Here is a 16562-nt window from a genome sequence, read left to right as displayed (position 1 = left end):
TGTGCCCCAAAAGGATTAACTGCGGGTGGTGCGTTCGCCGCTGCGCAGCAGGCCCGATGCGCCTTCAGAGTAGTCGCGCGGGATCTGCACCGGCGCCTGGTCGTTATCGGCCTCGGCTTCCGTCAGCTGGTAAGCAAACGGGTTTTTCTCGCCCGGCAGATTTGGCAGCAGGTCATTCGACCCTTTCGCCATGTGCTGATACAGCTGGCGATAGTCGCGCGCCATGTTGTCCAGCAACTCTGCGCTGCGCGCAAAGTGGTTGGTGAGCTCTTCGCGGTAATCCGCCAGCTCCGCTTTGGATTTTTCCAGTTCGTACTGCATGCTGCGCTGCTCACGCAGCTTTTTGTTGCCAAAACGCATCGCTACCGCGCCGACAATAATGCCAATCACTAAACCAATCAGCCCGTATTCCCAGGTCATAATGACTCCCGTGTAATTTCCGTTGCTTCGTAGGGCATTGCTTCTGTTTCAACTTCAATAGTAGCCACTATACCCGTTAATCCATCGGAAGTGGAATCCTCGGGCTGTATCGCTTAGTGTAGAGCGGCCTAATTTTCGACAACCGACACGTGATTCGGACTTTTTCAGGGATTCTGAGAGAACCATGCAAACCTCATCTCCGCTTGCGCGCTATGAGCAGGCGCTGTCGCAGGGCGAGTTTCGTCCGGACGATGTACAACGTGACGCCATCACCCGTTTAGATCGCATTCAGCAAGGCCTGATTGCCCGCCAGCAGCAGCCGCAGCCGGCAGCTAAAGGGCTGTTTGGCCGCTTATCAAAGCTGATGAATAAAGCGCCGGAGAGCCATGAAGCGCCGGTGCGTGGCCTGTATATGTGGGGCGGCGTCGGACGCGGTAAAACCTGGGTAATGGATCTGTTTTTTCAGTCTATTCCTGGCGATCGCAAACTGCGTCTGCATTTCCATCGCTTCATGCTGCGCGTGCACGAAGAGTTAACGCAGCTGCAGGGCCACAGCGACCCGCTGCTGATTGTCGCTGACCGTTTCAAAGCGGAAACCGATATTCTCTGTTTCGACGAGTTTTTTGTCTCCGACATTACCGACGCAATGCTGCTTGGTACCCTGATGGAAGCGCTGTTTGCCCGCGGCATTACGCTGGTGGCGACCTCCAACATTCCGCCGGATGAGCTGTACCGCAACGGCCTGCAGCGGGCGCGTTTTCTGCCGGCTATCGAGCAGATCAAGCGCCACTGCGATGTGATGAATGTCGATGCCGGCATTGATTATCGCCTGCGCACCCTGACATCGGCCCATCTGTGGAATTTCCCGCTTAACGACGCAACGCACGCGGAGATGGAGCGCATGTTCAGCGCGCTGTCCGGTAAACCGCGCGGCGACGCGCCGGTGCTGGAGATTAACCATCGCCAGCTGCCGACGCTCGGCGTTCACGAAGGCGTACTGGCCATCAACTTCCTCGCGTTATGCGGTGAGGGGCGCAGCCAGCACGATTACATTGAGCTGTCGCGCCGCTTCCACAGCGTGCTGCTGTACGATGTGCCGGTGATGATTTACAAAACGGAAGACCAGGCGCGGCGGTTCCTCGCGCTGGTGGATGAGTTCTACGAGCGCCACGTCAAGCTGGTGGTGGCGGCAGAAACCTCGCTGTTTGAAATCTATCAGGGCACGCGGCTGAAATTCGAATATCAGCGCTGTCTGTCGCGCCTGCAGGAGATGCAGAGCGAGGAGTATCTTCGCCTGCCGCACCTGCCCTGAGGGGCAAACAGAAATCACCGCTTCGGGCGCAAAAAGAGTCGATCTTTAGATTCGACTTCTCTATAATCTTGCGACCCCACGTTACAGCACAGGCTTTCTTTTCCCGGAAAACTGTGTGATCCGGTAACTCTACCTGAGGGGGTGGGCTTGCTGGGCGAATTGGTCGTGTGAGCCTCAATCGTTAACTTAGCGTTTGGGATTTCACCAACGTGTAACTTTTATTTGGGTAAGCTTTTCAATGAAAACTTTTACAGCTAAACCAGAAACCGTACAGCGTGACTGGTATGTTGTTGACGCAACTGGCAAAACCCTGGGTCGCCTGGCGACTGAACTGGCGCGCCGTCTGCGTGGTAAGCACAAAGCGGAATACACTCCGCACGTTGATACCGGTGATTACATCATCGTTCTGAACGCTGACAAAGTTGCTGTAACCGGCAACAAGCGTAACGACAAGATTTACTATCACCACACTGGCCACATCGGTGGTATCAAGCAAGCGACCTTTGCAGAGATGATCGAACGCCGTCCTGAGCGTGTGATTGAAATCGCGGTTAAAGGCATGCTGCCAAAAGGCCCACTGGGTCGTGCTATGTACCGTAAACTGAAAGTTTACGCAGGTAACGAGCACAACCACGCGGCGCAGCAACCGCAAGTTCTTGACATTTAATCGGGATTATAGGCAATGGCTGAAACTCAAAACTACGGCACTGGTCGCCGCAAAAGCTCTGCCGCTCGCGTCTTTATCAAGCCGGGTAGCGGTAACATCGTAATTAACCAGCGCTCTCTGGAGCAGTACTTCGGTCGTGAGACTGCACGCATGGTCGTGCGTCAGCCGCTGGAGCTGGTTGATATGGTTGGTAAACTGGACCTGTACATCACCGTTAAAGGTGGTGGTATTTCTGGTCAGGCTGGTGCGATCCGTCACGGTATCACCCGCGCTCTGATGGAATACGACGAGTCTCTGCGTTCTGAACTGCGTAAAGCGGGCTTCGTTACCCGTGACGCGCGTCAGGTTGAACGTAAGAAAGTCGGTCTGCGTAAAGCACGCCGTCGTCCACAGTTCTCCAAGCGTTAATTGCTGGCTGCTTCGGCAGTTACAATTGGCTCAAAAAACCCGCTTCGGCGGGTTTTTTATTGCCTGAATCGCGGCTTTTTCAGCGCAAAAACGCGAGCTTTCCCCGCATTTTGCCCGCAAATGATTATCCCCGCCCCACAAGCTGCTTAAAATCTGGTAAACTGACTGACACTTTGCGCCCGCGAGTCGCGGCGTTGTGCATACTGCTCCTGTCGGGACGACCGGACAATGCCCGTAACGCCCGGCTGTGTGCGAATCTGATGAGCAGGTGAGTCGCCGCGTGGTTGGCTATTCGCAGTATTTTTTTGTGAACAAACTTGGAGGTTTTCATGGCTGTCGCTGCCAACAAACGTTCGGTAATGACGCTGTTTTCTGGTCCGACTGACATTTTCAGCCATCAGGTACGTATCGTGCTGGCTGAGAAGGGCGTCAGCGTGGAGATCGAGCAGGTTGAAACGGATAATCTGCCGCAGGATCTGATTGACCTCAACCCGTATCGCACTGTGCCAACGCTGGTCGACCGTGAACTGACGCTGTATGAATCCCGCATCATCATGGAATACCTCGATGAGCGTTTCCCGCATCCGCCACTGATGCCGGTTTATCCGGTCGCGCGCGGTGAAAGCCGTCTGATGATGCACCGCATTGAGCAGGACTGGTACAGCCTGATGCGTACCATTGAAACCAGCAGCGGTGCCGAAGCCGATGCCGCGCGCAAGCAACTGCGCGAAGAGCTGCTGGCCATCGCGCCGCTGTTTTCACGTACGCCGTTCTTTATGAGCGAAGAGTTCAGCCTGGTTGACTGCTATCTGGCGCCGCTGTTGTGGCGTCTGCCGCAGCTGGGTGTGGATCTGGCTGGCGCAGGTTCGAAAGAGCTGAAAGGCTACATGACGCGCGTATTTGAACGTGACTCCTTCCTCGCTTCTTTGACGGAAGCCGAACGTGAAATGCGCCTGCAAGCCCGGGGCTAATCTATGGAAATGTCGCAACTTACTGCCCGCCGTCCCTATCTGCTGCGGGCCTTTTATGAATGGCTGCTCGACAACCAGCTGACGCCGCATCTGGTGGTGGATATCAATCTGCCTGGCGTACAGGTGCCGCTGGAGTACGCTCGTGACGGACAGATTGTCCTGAACATCGCGCCGCGCGCGGTGGGTAACCTTGAGCTTGCCAACGATCAGGTGCGCTTCAATGCGCGTTTCGGCGGCGTGCCGCGCCAGGTATCCGTGCCGATGGCTGCGGTGCTGGCGATTTACGCGCGCGAAAACGGCGCCGGCACCATGTTCGAACCGGAGCCTGCGTATGAGCTGTCCGGCGACGAGCAGGAAGGCGGCCAGGAAGAGACGCTGATGTCGGTGATTGATGGTGACCGTCCGGACGATGCGACGGATGACGACTCTTCACCGGATGACGAACCGCCGCCGCGCGGTGGACGTCCTTCACTGCGCGTAGTGAAGTAAATCGCGGAAAATAAAAAACGGGCTGACTAGCCCGTTTTTTTATGCCTGTGTCGCAGCGCGGCTTAGCGCGCGGCAGACCAAAGGGAGCGTAGCGCTCCCTTTGTACCCATCTTAATAAACGTCGCGCAGATAACGCTTATCTTTCTTCAGCTGATCGATATAGGCTGCGGCACGCTCGCTGGAAAGACCACCGAACTGACGCACCACTTCATACAGCGCGGCGTCGACATCCTTAGCCATGCGTGAGGCATCGCCACAGACGTAGAAGTAGGCGCCTTCCTGCAGCCAGGCGTACAGCTCAGCGCCTTTCTCCAGCATGCGGTTCTGCACGTAAATCTTCTCTTCCTGATCGCGGGAGAAGGCCAGGTCAAGATGCGTCAGCAGACCGCTCTGCTGCCAGCCCGCCAGCTCATCCGCATAAATGTAATCATGTTCCTGATGCTGGTCGCCGAAGAACAGCCAGTTTTTACCTTCAGCACCGGTCGCCTGGCGCTCCTGCAGGAAGGCGCGGAACGGCGCGATGCCGGTACCCGGACCGACCATGATCAGCGGGGCGTTATTGTTCGCCGGCACGCGGAACGCTTTGTTCGGCGAAATAAAGATCGCCGGCTTCTCTCCGCGACGCACGCGTTCAGCCAGATAGGTGGAGCACACGCCTTTACGCTCGCGGCCACCGCTGTGATAGCGCACGGAAGCGATGGTCAGATGCACCTGGTTAGGGTGCGCCTTCGAGCTGGACGAAATGGAGTAAGCACGGTGCTGCAGCGGACGCAGCATCGCCACCAGCTCCGGCACCGACAGATTACGCTTCAGCTCGAGCTGCAGCAGATCCAGCGTATCTTTGCCCCACAGCCAGTTGGCCAGCGTATCTTTATCGTCGTGCTGCAGGACGTGCAGCAGCTCCTGGTTGGTGGTGTGCTGTCCGACCCACTCAATCAGCTTGCGCGACGGCTCAGAAATCTCGAACTGATAGGTCAGCAGATCGCCGAGGTTACGGTCAAAGCCCGGCACTGGGGTTTCGTAGTCGGCTTTCAGCTCGCTCAGCAGCAGGCTCACCAGCCCGGCATCGTTCACCGGGATCACGCCCAGCGCATCACCGGCTTCGTATTTCAGGCCGCTGTCGCTCAGGTCAAATTCGAAGTGACGGATATCTTTGGCGGACTGCTCGCCGGACAGACGCTTATTGGTCACCAGCGCCGCCGCGTATGGGTTTTGCTTGTTGCTGCCTGGGATTACCGGCGCTTCCGGCGCGCTCTCCAGCACCGTGCCGCTGCTGCCCGCGCTGGCGGCAAACTGTGGCATGGCGCTGCCAATCCACTCGCTGGAAGGCTCTTCGTAATCGATGTCGCAGTCGATGCGATCCACCACGCGTTTCGCCCCCAACTGCTCCAGGCGCATATCAATGAACTTACCGGCCTGGCAGAAACCGTCGTAGCCGGTATCGCCGATTGCCAGCACGGCAAAGTGCATCTGCTCCAGACGCGGCGCGGTGCTGGCTGAGATGGCCTGCCAGAACAGCTGTGCGTTGTCTGGCATTTCGCCTTCGCCGTAGGTGGAGGTGACGATCAGTACATGACGCATGGTGGCGAACACATCCAGATCCACTTCACCCAGTGCCTGCACTACCGGCACCAGGCCTTTAGCGCGCGCCGCCTTGGCTGCGGTCTGCGCCAGCGCTTCGGCGTTACCGGTCTGGGAACCAAACAGAATATGCAGTTGGGTGGTGGCGCTGGCGCCCGCTGCCGGTGCGGTCTGCTTGTCTTCTAATACCAGCAGGCGCGAGTGGAGACCGGCGAGAAACCCCGCCAGCCAGTATTTCTGTTCGCCGTTAAACGGCGCGTCTTCAGGAATGTAAGGAATCTTCATGGATATCAGTACTCAAACCGTTTTATCGTCATCAATCTTCTTTCGCAGCGCAATCAGGAGAGTTTCCCGACCGCGGCGGCAATCTCTGGCAGTGCGGCGCGTGCAAACAGCTCTTCAAAATCAGGCAGATGGCCCAGTACCTCACGATTGCAGGCGTCCTGATAAATGATCCAGCCATAGGTTGCCAGGCTGTCCATGGAGCGAATGTTACGCTGCGTCAGCGCGGCTTTGTAATCCGACATACGCTTGGCGGCGATCAGGCTTGCCAGCTCATCATCACTGTAGTTCTCAATGGCCGCACGGGCATGACGCTGCAGCTTGCTGACCAGCGCGAAATCTTCGGTCATCAGCAGGTTGCGAACCGCTTTCTCGACTGCCGCGTCTTCCACCGCTGTGCCTTTCGGCAGTTTGCCCAGCGCCAGCTGCTGCGCGAAGCTCAGAACAGTGTAGTTATTCAGCAGAACAAACATCTCCTGCGTATCGGTCGCGCCGTAGGCCGGTACCGCACCGTCGGCGATGGTTTTGCCCGCACGCCAGGCTGATTTGAACTTGGCAACCTGATGCGCGGCCAGCGACGTGGACAGCTCTTCCAGCAAATCCTTACGCGTTTTCGCTTTCAGGATTTCACCGCCGTCCTGATACAGCAGCAGCGAGCGCGGCATCACATAAACGAAGTGCTGACACTCGGTTTCCCAGTTCTCCAGCAGCCATGCCGCGCGCGGCGACTGGGTGGCTTCGAGGTGCCAGTGCAGCATGGTCAGCACTGCCTGCTTGTGCACCTGCGCCATTTCGTCTTCGTCAGCGATGGAGCCGAACAGCACCGAATCACCGGCGGCGTGCGCGGCCAGGGAACGGTACGGATCGTACTGATAGGCGAAGCCGCCGCTCATGCCGTTACCGAAACCTTTACCAAAGGTGCCGAGGTTAAGAATCGCGCCGTTAGTCATGTATTCACAGCAGAAGTCGCCGACGCCTTCCACCACCGCGGTGGCGCCTGAGTTACGTACGGCGAAACGGTCACCGGCCTGGCCCTGAACAAACAGACGACCGCCGGTCGCGCCGAACAGCGCAAAGTTACCGATCAGCACGTTGCCGTCGCTGTCCTGTGCACCGCCGCCCGGTGACATCACCACCAGTTCGCCGCCACACTGACCTTTACCGACGCCATCGTTACAGGTGCCGTAATGCTTCATCTGCATGCCGTCGTTGCAGAACGCGCCAAATGACTGACCGGCTGACCCGCGGGTATCAATCTGCACTGTGCGCGGTGCCAGATATTTCCGGCCACGGTCATCCTGCAGTACCGCCGGCAGCGCCGCCAGCTGCTGCGCCGACAGCTCGTGGTTCAGCATGCGCTCAATATCGATCGCCAGCTGACCGCCAACGCTCTTGTTACGGTTGTTCAGCGTTACGCCGTTACCCAGCGTAATCTCGCGGCGGGCAGCATCAACCAGCTGCGTTTTCAGCTCTTCTACCCAGCCATCGTCCAGCTCGAAATCTTTTTCCAGATACACCGGCTGAGCGATCTTCTGCTCCGGCACCACAGTCAGCATGGCGCGCAGATCGAGTTTGCCCACTTCCAGCGGATGATCCATCAGGTGCAGCAGGTCAGAGCGGCCGCGCGCTTCACGCAGCGAACGCAGACCGAGGCGTGCGAGGAACTCACGCACTTCCTGCGCCACGTTGATGAAGTACTGCGCCAGCTGACGCGGATCGCCATCGAAGGCTTCAGCGTTAGTGGTGAGGCCAGCCGGGCATTTGACGTTACAGTTTTTCGCCATCACGCATTTCAGCATCATCAGCGCGGTGGTGCCGAACTCGAAGCTGTCGCCGCCGAGCAGCGCTGATTTGATCACGTCGCTGCCGGTCTGCTGTGCGCCGGAGCAGCGCAGCTGCACTTTGTCACGCAGCCCGTTAGCGCACAGCGCCTGGTGTACTTCGGCGATACCGATTTCTGCCACGCGCCCGGTGTATTTCAGGCTGGTGACCGACGCCGCGCCGGTGCCGCCGGTGTTACCGGCGACGTTGATGACGTCTGCGCCGGCTTTTGCCACGCCGACTGCGATAGTACCGATGCCTTCAGACGACACCAGTTTGACGATAACGCGCACGCGCGCCGCTTTACAGTCGTGGATCAGCTGCGCCAAATCCTCGATAGAATAAGTATCGTGATGCGGCGGCGGTGATACCAGCTCAACACCCGGCGTACCGCCACGTGCGGCCGCAATCTCCACCGTCACTTTCGGTGCTGGCAGCTGACCGCCTTCGCCCGGTTTAGCGCCCTGGCCAATTTTGATCTCCAGCTCTTCCAGCATCGGGTCGGCCAGATAAGCCGCCCACACGCCGAAACGACCAGATGCCAGCTGTTTGATGCGCGATGCGCGAATGGTGCCGTGGCGTGAATAGTGTTCGCCACCTTCACCACAGTTACTCATTCCGCCCACCATATTGGTGCCGTGCGCCACCGCTTCGTGCGCCGGCGCGACCAGCGCGCCGTGGCTCATGGCGCCTGAGGCGAAGGTACGGGTGATTTCGTGCGCCGGCTGGACCTCTTCCAGCGGCAGCGAAGGCAGCGCGGTAAAGATTTTTGCCAGATAGTCTGCTGCCTGACCGTAAGCGGTAATGTGCAACACGCCTTCAGTGATGCTGCTGCTTTCGATCTCATCGTTAAAGCGGGTTTTCAGCGCGCGTGACAGCGCGGCCAGACGCTCGCTCTCCGGCTTCAGGCCGGCAATGGCATCAATCAGACGCAGCTCAAACTGGTTGAGGCTGCCGTTCACCGCTTCGCAGCGCAGGCCGCGAATGGCGAAGCCGTTGTTGACCAGCGAGTAGCGGCCCAGCTTGCGGCCAAATTCGGCTTCGCTGTCCACGTGGGTCAGATCGCACGGCAGCGCGAGGATGTCACGCAGTGCCGCCGGACGACGCTTACGCTCAGCGTGCATCAGGCTGGAGAACTGACGGTAATCCGGCGTGATAGCAAAGCTGTCGATCACCGCATTCGGGATGCGCTCGAAGCTGCTGTCTTTAAACGACTCGGCTTTGATGCTGAACGCGTTATCCAGCCTGGCCAGCGTCATCAGACGGATAAAGTTGTCCTCTTCGCGCGCTTTGTCGGCGAAACGAATCGGCTGCTCTGTCATATCAATAAAGGTACGTACTGCGATGGTGCCATACGAGTGGCCCGCACCCTCAGAACGTTCTTTGAACAGACCCAGCAGTGGCACTTCGGCTTCGCCCTGAATTTTCAGTGCGCTCTGGTGCCAGTCCACCGCCATTTGCGCGATGGCCGGGAAGCCCGCGCCGCCCACCGGAGTTTTGATATTCGGGAAATATTTCTTAAGCACCGGATCTTCGGTATCGAGGAAGTTCGGCTCGAAGAACTCACCGCAGCTGTAGCTCTCAACGGTACACAGGCCCACTTTGCCCATGGTTTTCATCAGCGCTTTTTCTGCCGCTTTGGCATAGCGTTTGAACGCTTTGTTGCCTTCTTCACCTTCGCCAAACTTCTCTTCTGCACGCATCTGTACGCCCAGCGGATACACGGCAGAGGCGCCAAAGCCGAGCGTGGCGGCGATATGGTGCGAGGAGATGCTCTGGCCGCTCTCGACCACCAGTGACACATCCAGACGCAGGCCTTCCTGCACCAGACGCTGGTTGATGGCCGACACCATCAGCAGCATCGGAATGGCCGCATGAGTTGAAGAGATATGGCGATCGGTGATCACCGCGATGCCGCCCTGCTGACGGGCAAAATCCACCACCTGCTGCGCCAGGTTATCGATAGCGTTTTCCAGCGCTTTGGCGTTGGCGGCGCGGCTGACGATGTCTTTACCGATCACCGGCTCATACAGCATCTCGAAGCGCGCATACGGCGCCACTTTCTGCTCGCGCAGACGCAGCATGTCCAGGTGCGTCAGGATTGGGCTTGGCACGATGATCTGCTGGCCTTTACTGCGGCCGAGGTGCGGTTTAGCGCCGAGCGCCACGCGCAGCGTCATGCCGTCCGCTTCACGGATGGAGTCGAGCGGCGGGTTGGTGACCTGTGCAAAGCGCTGCGAGAAGTAGTGCGCCATGCCGCCTTCATGATCGGACAGGCCATTGATGGCGTTGCCGTAACCCATCGCGGAGATCTTCTCAGCGCCGGTTTGCAGCATCGGGTCCATCATGAATTTGAAGCTTTCCTGGTTGTAGTAGTAAGCCACAAAGCGCTGATAGGTTTTCAGGTCGCCGCGATAGCGCAGCGGTGAGCCGAGTTTATCTGCCGGCACTTCCGGCAGCTGCTGCAGTTCAACGCGTGCCGCCTGCACCAGGGAGAGATAATCTTTTTCTGCCGCCAGCTTTTCCAGCGCCTGCACGGTGGTGTAAGAGCGTTTCTCTTTGTGATCGTAATAGAGCATGCCGCCAGCTTCGATACGGCCACGGCGCAGCACGCTCTCCGGTGGGAAGGCGATCTGGCCGGCTTCTGACATCGCACCGATGTATTCAGCGGTTTCTACGGAGCGCAGCGGACGCAGACCAAGACGGTCCAGCCGTGCGCCAATCACTTCGCCGTTACCGAAGATCAGCGCGGCGGGGCCGTCGTTCTTCTCTTCATACAGCGAGAAGTATTCGAGCATGGCGCGCACTTCAGCCGACAGCGAGGTGTCGTTTTCCCACGCCGGCGGCATCATTGAAACCACGGCGTTGATCAGATCGAGGTTATCTTCCATCAGACGGCTGTGGATGCTCTGATCGAGACGTGAACTGTCAGACTGGCCTTTTGGCCGCACGATCTTTTTGCCGCGCGCCAGCATCAGTGCCGCTTCCGCGATGCGGTTTTTACGGTCCGTGTTCAGCTCACCGTTGTGCGCCATCAGACGGAACGGCTGCGCCATCGTGGTATGCGGATCGGTATTGGTGGAGAAGCGGGTATGGAAAAACAGTCCGCGCACCTGATGATCGGGATCGGTCAGATCTTTGAAGTAGGGAATCACTTCGTTGGAGTTCAGGCGGGCTTTGAACACCTGAGTGCGCGACGACAGCGACAGCGGATAAAGGCCGCCGAATTCGCTTTCGGTAAAAGCGCGTGCTTCGATGTCCAGCAGCGCACGGTAAATGTGGCGCTCGAAGTCGCTCTGCTCGGTAACGTCCTGCGGTGCGGCAAACACCCACTGCACGATCGGCAGCTGGAACTGCTGTGCGGCCGGGCGCGTGACGCTGTTGTCCAGCGGCATATCACGCTTCAGCAGCACCGGGAAGTTGTAAGCGGCCAGCGTCTCTTCAACCAGACGCTCTGCGTTCGCGCGCAGCGCCGCATCTTTTGGCACAAAGAAGTTGCCCACGCCAAAGCGGCCCGCTTCCAGCGCCTGACCGGTCAGCTTACGGAAGAAGTTCAGGGAGAGGTCAACGTTAACGCCTGCACCATCGCCCACACCCTCTGCAGACATCCCGCCACGGTGCGGTACCGTGCACAGGGCGCTATGCGCCATCTGCAGGATTTCATGGGTCTGCTCGCCGTCCTTGCGGGTAATAAAACCTACACCACAGCTGTCGCTTCCTGCTGATGGATCATACAAACCCCAGGGGTTAGGTTGTTGAGTGGACATTGAGGGTCTCCTTAAACTGCTTTAGACATTACCTGCATTATTTCAGGCACAGAGCGCTGCTGCGTGCTGTATCAATTTGTTTTCGCGCGCTTTTACGCGGACGTCGCAACACCGGACAACGACAATCAAGGCACTGATTCACGTCCTTGATTGGCTGTCCATAAAATCCGGTCTCTAAGGGAGATAACTTGCATCCAGAGGGAGTCTTCTTGCTGCATAGATATGCCGAGACACAGTCCCGACTGGAAAGCATCCAGCGGAATTCCAACTTATCGGGAAAGCGAACTCAGGTCAAATAGCCAGCTTTATTACGGTTAATCAGCCTTTTTGCGATTTAACTGTATGATTATTATGTTTTTATTACGTAAATATATGTCAATCTGACCTTTCTGATTCCCTTATGAAGTGTGAGCCGTCTCACTGTGTGATCGGCCTCATATTTCCAGACCATGCTGTTGAATGTGGGGATGCCAGCACAAAATTCTGTTTGGACCGTTTCGTGCACAGCATGTATCTGTTTTTCTTATGGCGGAACATTTGAATCAAAACGCGGTTGCCATTAGTAAAATTAATTAACCAGGGTGTGATTAAAACAGCACTTAAGCTGAATGGATATGCAATAACGGAAGGCAACCATCAGGAGGGATGGCTGCAGAAAGCGGATGCGCCGGGCACGCGGCACCGGGACCCGCAAAAGCGCGGCCCTCCAGATTATTCAGTTGGCAGAATTAGTCAAGCGCTTTAGGCATAAAGGCGCGAACGTCGGCGAAACGCCGCGCTGCTGCACCATAACAGGGCGTAAAGTCAGTCCGCACGGCGCGTGCGGCGGCGCAGCGCGCGGATAATTACGCTATGATGAGCCAGATTCGTTCAGGGAGCGCGTGATGAAACAGATTCGTCTTTTAGCACAGTACTACGTGGATTTAATGGTCAAGCTCGGGCTGGTGCGGTTTTCGCTGCTGCTGGCTTCGGCGCTGGTGGTGCTGGCAATGGTAGTGCAGATGGCGGTCACCATGGTGCTGCGTGGCCACGTTGAAAGTATCGACGTCGTACGTTCAGTGTTTTTTGGCCTGCTGATTACCCCGTGGGCGGTCTACTTTCTCTCCGTGGTGGTCGATCAGCTGGAGGAGTCGCGCCAGCGGCTGTCGAAGCTGGTGGACAAGCTGGAGGAGATGCGCACGCGCGACCTTGAACTGAATCAGCAGATGAAAGAGACCATCAGCCAGCTGAACCAGGAAATCAGCGACCGTATTAAAGCAGAGCAGGCGCGCGAGCAGGTGATGGATAAGCTGCGCGAAGAGATGACGCGGCGTGAACAGGCGCAGATTGAGCTGGAGCAGCAATCTTCCTTCCTGCGTTCGTTCCTCGATGCCTCGCCCGACCTGGTGTTCTATCGCAACATCGACAAACAGTTCTCTGGCTGTAACCGCGCCATGGAACTGCTCACCGGCCTGAGTGAGAAGCAGCTGATTGGCCTGACGCCGCGCGACATTTATGACGAAGATGCCGCCACCAAAGTGCTGGAGACCGATGAGAAGGTGTTTCGCCACAATGTGTCGCTCACCTATGAACAGTGGCTGCAGTATCCGGACGGGCGCAAAGCCTGCTTTGAAATCCGCAAAGTGCCGTATTACGACCGCGTTGGTAAGCGCAGCGGTCTGATGGGCTTCGGACGCGATATTACCGAGCGTAAGCGCTATCAGGACGCGCTGGAGAACGCCAGCCGTGAAAAGACCACCTTTATCTCCACCATCAGCCACGAGCTGCGTACGCCGCTTAACGGCATCGTCGGGTTGAGCCGCATCCTGCTGGATACCGATCTTAATCAGGAGCAGCTGAAGTACCTGAAAACCATTCACGTCTCGGCCATCACCCTCGGCAACATCTTTAATGATGTGATTGAAGTCGACAAGATTGAGCGGCGCAAAGTGCAGCTGGATAACCAGCCGCTGGATTTCACCGGCTTCCTCGCCGACCTGGAAAACCTCTCCGGCCTGCTGGCGCAGCCGAAAGGGCTGAAGTTCGTCATGGCACCGGAACTGCCGCTGCCGCACAAGATCTCCGCCGACGGCACGCGCCTGCGCCAGATTCTGTGGAACCTGATTGGCAATGCGGTGAAGTTTACCCGGCAGGGCGAAATCGTGGTGCGCGTCGCTTATCGCCAGGACGAAACGCTGCACTTTGAGGTGCAGGACTCCGGGATGGGCATTCCGCAGGAAGAGCAGGACAAAATCTTCGCCATGTATTACCAGGTGAAAGATCAGCACGGCGGTAAACCGGCCACCGGCACCGGAATTGGCCTGGCGGTGTCACGCCGGCTGGCGCAGGCGATGGGCGGCGATATTACCGTCAGCAGCGCACCGGGTCAGGGCTCGTGCTTTACCGTGGAAATCCATGCGCCGCGCGTGGCGGATGAAGTGGAAGATGAGGATCAGGACGACAGCATGCCGCTGCCGGCGCTGCACGTGCTGCTGGTAGAAGATATTGAGCTCAACGTGATTGTGGCGCGCTCAGTACTGGAGAAGCTGGGTTGCAGCGTGGAGGTGGCGATGACCGGCGGTGAGGCGCTGGCGATGTTCGATCCGCTGGAGTTCGACCTGGTGCTGCTGGATATCCAGCTGCCGGACATGACCGGCCTCGATGTGTCGCGCGCCATTCATCAGCAGCACGCCGGCGTGACGCTGCCGCCGCTGGTGGCGCTGACTGCCAATGTGCTGAAGGATAAAAAAGAGTATCTCGATGCCGGCATGGACGATGTGCTGAGCAAACCGCTGGCGGTGCCGGCGCTGACCGCGATGATCAAGAAATTCTGGGATTACCAGGCCGAAGCGGAAGCGGTGGTGAGTGACGCCGACGCGGAACAGTCACGCACGCTGCTGGATGTCGACATGCTGGAGCAGTATATCGAGCTGGTTGGTCCGGGGCTGATCACCCAAAGCCTGACGATGTTCGAGCAGATGATGCCGGGTTATCTTGAGGTGCTGGACTCCAACATGATGGCGCGTGACCAGAAGGGCATCGCCGAAGAGGGGCACAAGATCAAAGGCGCGGCGGGCTCCGTCGGCCTGCTGCATCTGCAGAAGCTGGCGAAACAGATTCAGTCACCGGAATTGCCGGCCTGGTGGGATAACGTGCAGGAGTGGGTCGACGAGCTGAAGCACGAGTGGCGGCACGACGTTGAAGTATTACGGAACTGGGTTGCGGAGCGGGAAAAATAGCGCGGGCCAGAAAAAAAATGACCCCAGTCGAAACCGGGGTGCGCGAATACTGCGCCAACACCAGGGAAATGGGCGCTGCTGCTATTATTAGAAATCGAATACAAAAGCAACAGCGTGGTATTGGTTAACGCTTCAAAATCACCTTAGCAAATTCGCCACAGCTTGTGACAAGATTCATTAAATTGTGTGATGTTGAGCAGCGTTTAAATACAGAAAACATTAATTTGCTGACACAGTCAAGCAAGGAATCAATTTCTTTAGCGTATTGCACTATTTTTGAGCAAATGTTCGGTTTTTTGCCTGGTTTTCCCACAGTCGCGGTCCGGAAAGCGCTGCGCAGCGAAGGGAAACGGCAAAAAGCGCAGCGCAACGGCCGTTTTTATGCTCATGTTATTGATTCTAATAATGAATAACCAGATTTTGCCGCGGTTATCCAAAACGTTTTGGAAACCCCCGGCTGAAAGTTCCAGTTCGGGCATTGAACGGTTAGCGTAAACCGGATGGGCGGTAAAACGTTTTACAGGTTGAGCCCTGGCCTGAAGCGTAATTGTCGCTATTTGCGCCGTGTTTTTCAGAATGGTCTCGGTTGTCAATGAACATCTTCACTGACTACTAAAGATGATAGTTAAACATCGTGAAAGGTTTAACGTGAGCAGTATCACAATCGGTTAAGTATTTATGCCCGTGGGCGCTGCGCGATTTTTCTGCATGGAACCGATTCCTTTTTGCCGGAAGTGCTTGATGCGACTGGCTCTAATAGAGGAACGATGGTTGCCCGCGCAATGAGTTTGGCTGGTGGTCGCGATGCCGCAGAGATAAAATTCCGGCTTGCATCACCGCTATTTGAAATCATGACCTGAGTAATTGATTAATCCAGGGAACCGGTAAGAGACGATTGCATGAGTAAGAGTAAAGGGAAGATGGTCCAGCGCCTGAAGCGGCTGGCTGGCAGGGTGCTTCTGGCATGGCTGGGTCTGTGGCTGGCCGGTATTGTGCTGTTCGCATTTTTGCCGGTGCCGTTTTCGGCGGTAATGGTGGAGCGGCAGCTTGGCGCGTGGTTCAGCGGACGCTTCGATTATGTCGCCCATTCAGACTGGGTGGGAATGGATGAGATTTCACCGTGGATGGCGCTGGCGGTGATCGCCTCGGAAGATCAGAAGTTTCCTGAGCACTGGGGCTTTGACGTGCATGCCATTCAGCAGGTGCTGGACAATGACGGCAGCGAACGGATGCGCGGCGCTTCAACGCTGTCTCAGCAGACGGCGAAGAATCTGTTCTTGTGGGATGGCCGCAGTTGGGTGCGCAAAGGGCTGGAGGCCGGGCTGACGGTGGGACTGGAAACGGTATGGACCAAACGCCGCATTCTGACGGTGTACCTGAATATTGCGGAATTCGGTAATGGAGTGTTTGGTGTGGAAGAGGCATCGCAGCGCTATTTCCACAAGCCTGCCAGTCGGCTGAGCATGGCGGAAGCCGCTTTGCTGGCGGCGGTGCTGCCGAATCCGATTCGCTTCCGCGCGGATGCACCGTCCGGCTACATTCGTCAGCGCCAGCAGTGGATTATGCGCCAGATGCGCCAGCTGGGCGGCGAGGGTTTTCTCAACCGTTACCAGCTGCACTGACGCG

General features: G+C 57.3%; 11 protein-coding genes. 7 read left to right on the top strand and 4 right to left on the bottom strand.

All coding sequences use genetic code 11. The features are described 5' to 3' along the window. Positions 1-15: 15 nt before the first annotated feature. Positions 16-420, bottom strand: coding sequence for a Z-ring associated protein ZapG (zapG, locus tag C1N84_RS16610; protein ID WP_021507757.1), 405 nt, complete (start codon positions 418-420; stop codon positions 16-18). Positions 421-604: 184 nt separating this feature from the next. On the opposite strand from zapG, the gene zapE reads away from it, so the two are divergent. The 5 genes from zapE to sspB all read left to right on the top strand — a co-directional run bounded on the left by zapE (position 605) and on the right by sspB (position 4267). Further along, on the top strand, positions 605-1732 hold the full coding sequence (zapE, locus tag C1N84_RS16605) for a cell division protein ZapE (RefSeq protein ID WP_058759600.1): 1128 nt from the start codon (positions 605-607) through the stop codon (positions 1730-1732). A gap of 238 nt (positions 1733-1970) precedes the next feature. Beyond that, entirely contained in the window at positions 1971-2399 is a 429-nt protein-coding gene (gene rplM, locus C1N84_RS16600) for a 50S ribosomal protein L13 (RefSeq protein WP_021507755.1), read from the top strand. A gap of 15 nt (positions 2400-2414) precedes the next feature. Beyond that, the gene (rpsI, locus tag C1N84_RS16595; protein WP_021507754.1) at positions 2415-2807 is read left to right on the top strand and encodes a 30S ribosomal protein S9; all 393 of its coding nucleotides are present in this window, start codon (positions 2415-2417) and stop codon (positions 2805-2807) included. Positions 2808-3136: 329 nt separating this feature from the next. Continuing rightward, on the top strand, positions 3137-3778 hold the full coding sequence (sspA, locus tag C1N84_RS16590) for a stringent starvation protein SspA (protein ID WP_021507753.1): 642 nt from the start codon (positions 3137-3139) through the stop codon (positions 3776-3778). A gap of 3 nt (positions 3779-3781) precedes the next feature. Beyond that, complete coding sequence (gene sspB, locus C1N84_RS16585) at positions 3782-4267, top strand: ClpXP protease specificity-enhancing factor (protein WP_021507752.1); 486 nt, start codon at positions 3782-3784, stop codon at positions 4265-4267. A gap of 111 nt (positions 4268-4378) precedes the next feature. Here sspB and C1N84_RS16580 read toward each other — a convergent pair whose 3' ends face one another. Beyond that, positions 4379-6133: a sulfite reductase subunit alpha gene (locus tag C1N84_RS16580; protein WP_058770697.1), complete on the bottom strand. Its 1755-nt coding sequence runs from the start codon at positions 6131-6133 to the stop codon at positions 4379-4381. A 53-nt stretch (positions 6134-6186) separates the two neighbouring features. Further along, positions 6187-11718, bottom strand: coding sequence for a glutamate synthase-related protein (locus C1N84_RS16575; protein WP_264441699.1), 5532 nt, complete (start codon positions 11716-11718; stop codon positions 6187-6189). An 884-nt stretch (positions 11719-12602) separates the two neighbouring features. Here C1N84_RS16575 and arcB point away from each other — a divergent pair. Beyond that, positions 12603-14936, top strand: a complete 2334-nt coding sequence (gene arcB, locus C1N84_RS16570) for an aerobic respiration two-component sensor histidine kinase ArcB (protein ID WP_394541670.1) — start codon at positions 12603-12605, stop codon at positions 14934-14936. Positions 14937-15193: 257 nt separating this feature from the next. Here the strand turns inward: arcB and C1N84_RS16565 are convergent, their stop codons facing one another. Next, on the bottom strand, positions 15194-15529 hold the full coding sequence (locus tag C1N84_RS16565) for a hypothetical protein (RefSeq protein WP_104188002.1): 336 nt from the start codon (positions 15527-15529) through the stop codon (positions 15194-15196). A gap of 306 nt (positions 15530-15835) precedes the next feature. On the opposite strand from C1N84_RS16565, the gene mtgA reads away from it, so the two are divergent. Next, on the top strand, positions 15836-16558 hold the full coding sequence (mtgA, locus tag C1N84_RS16560; protein WP_031279742.1) for a monofunctional biosynthetic peptidoglycan transglycosylase: 723 nt from the start codon (positions 15836-15838) through the stop codon (positions 16556-16558). Positions 16559-16562 lie beyond the last annotated feature (4 nt).

This window comes from Pantoea sp. SGAir0418 (assembly GCF_043529865.1).
This window is presented reverse-complemented; position numbering and strand designations above follow the sequence as displayed.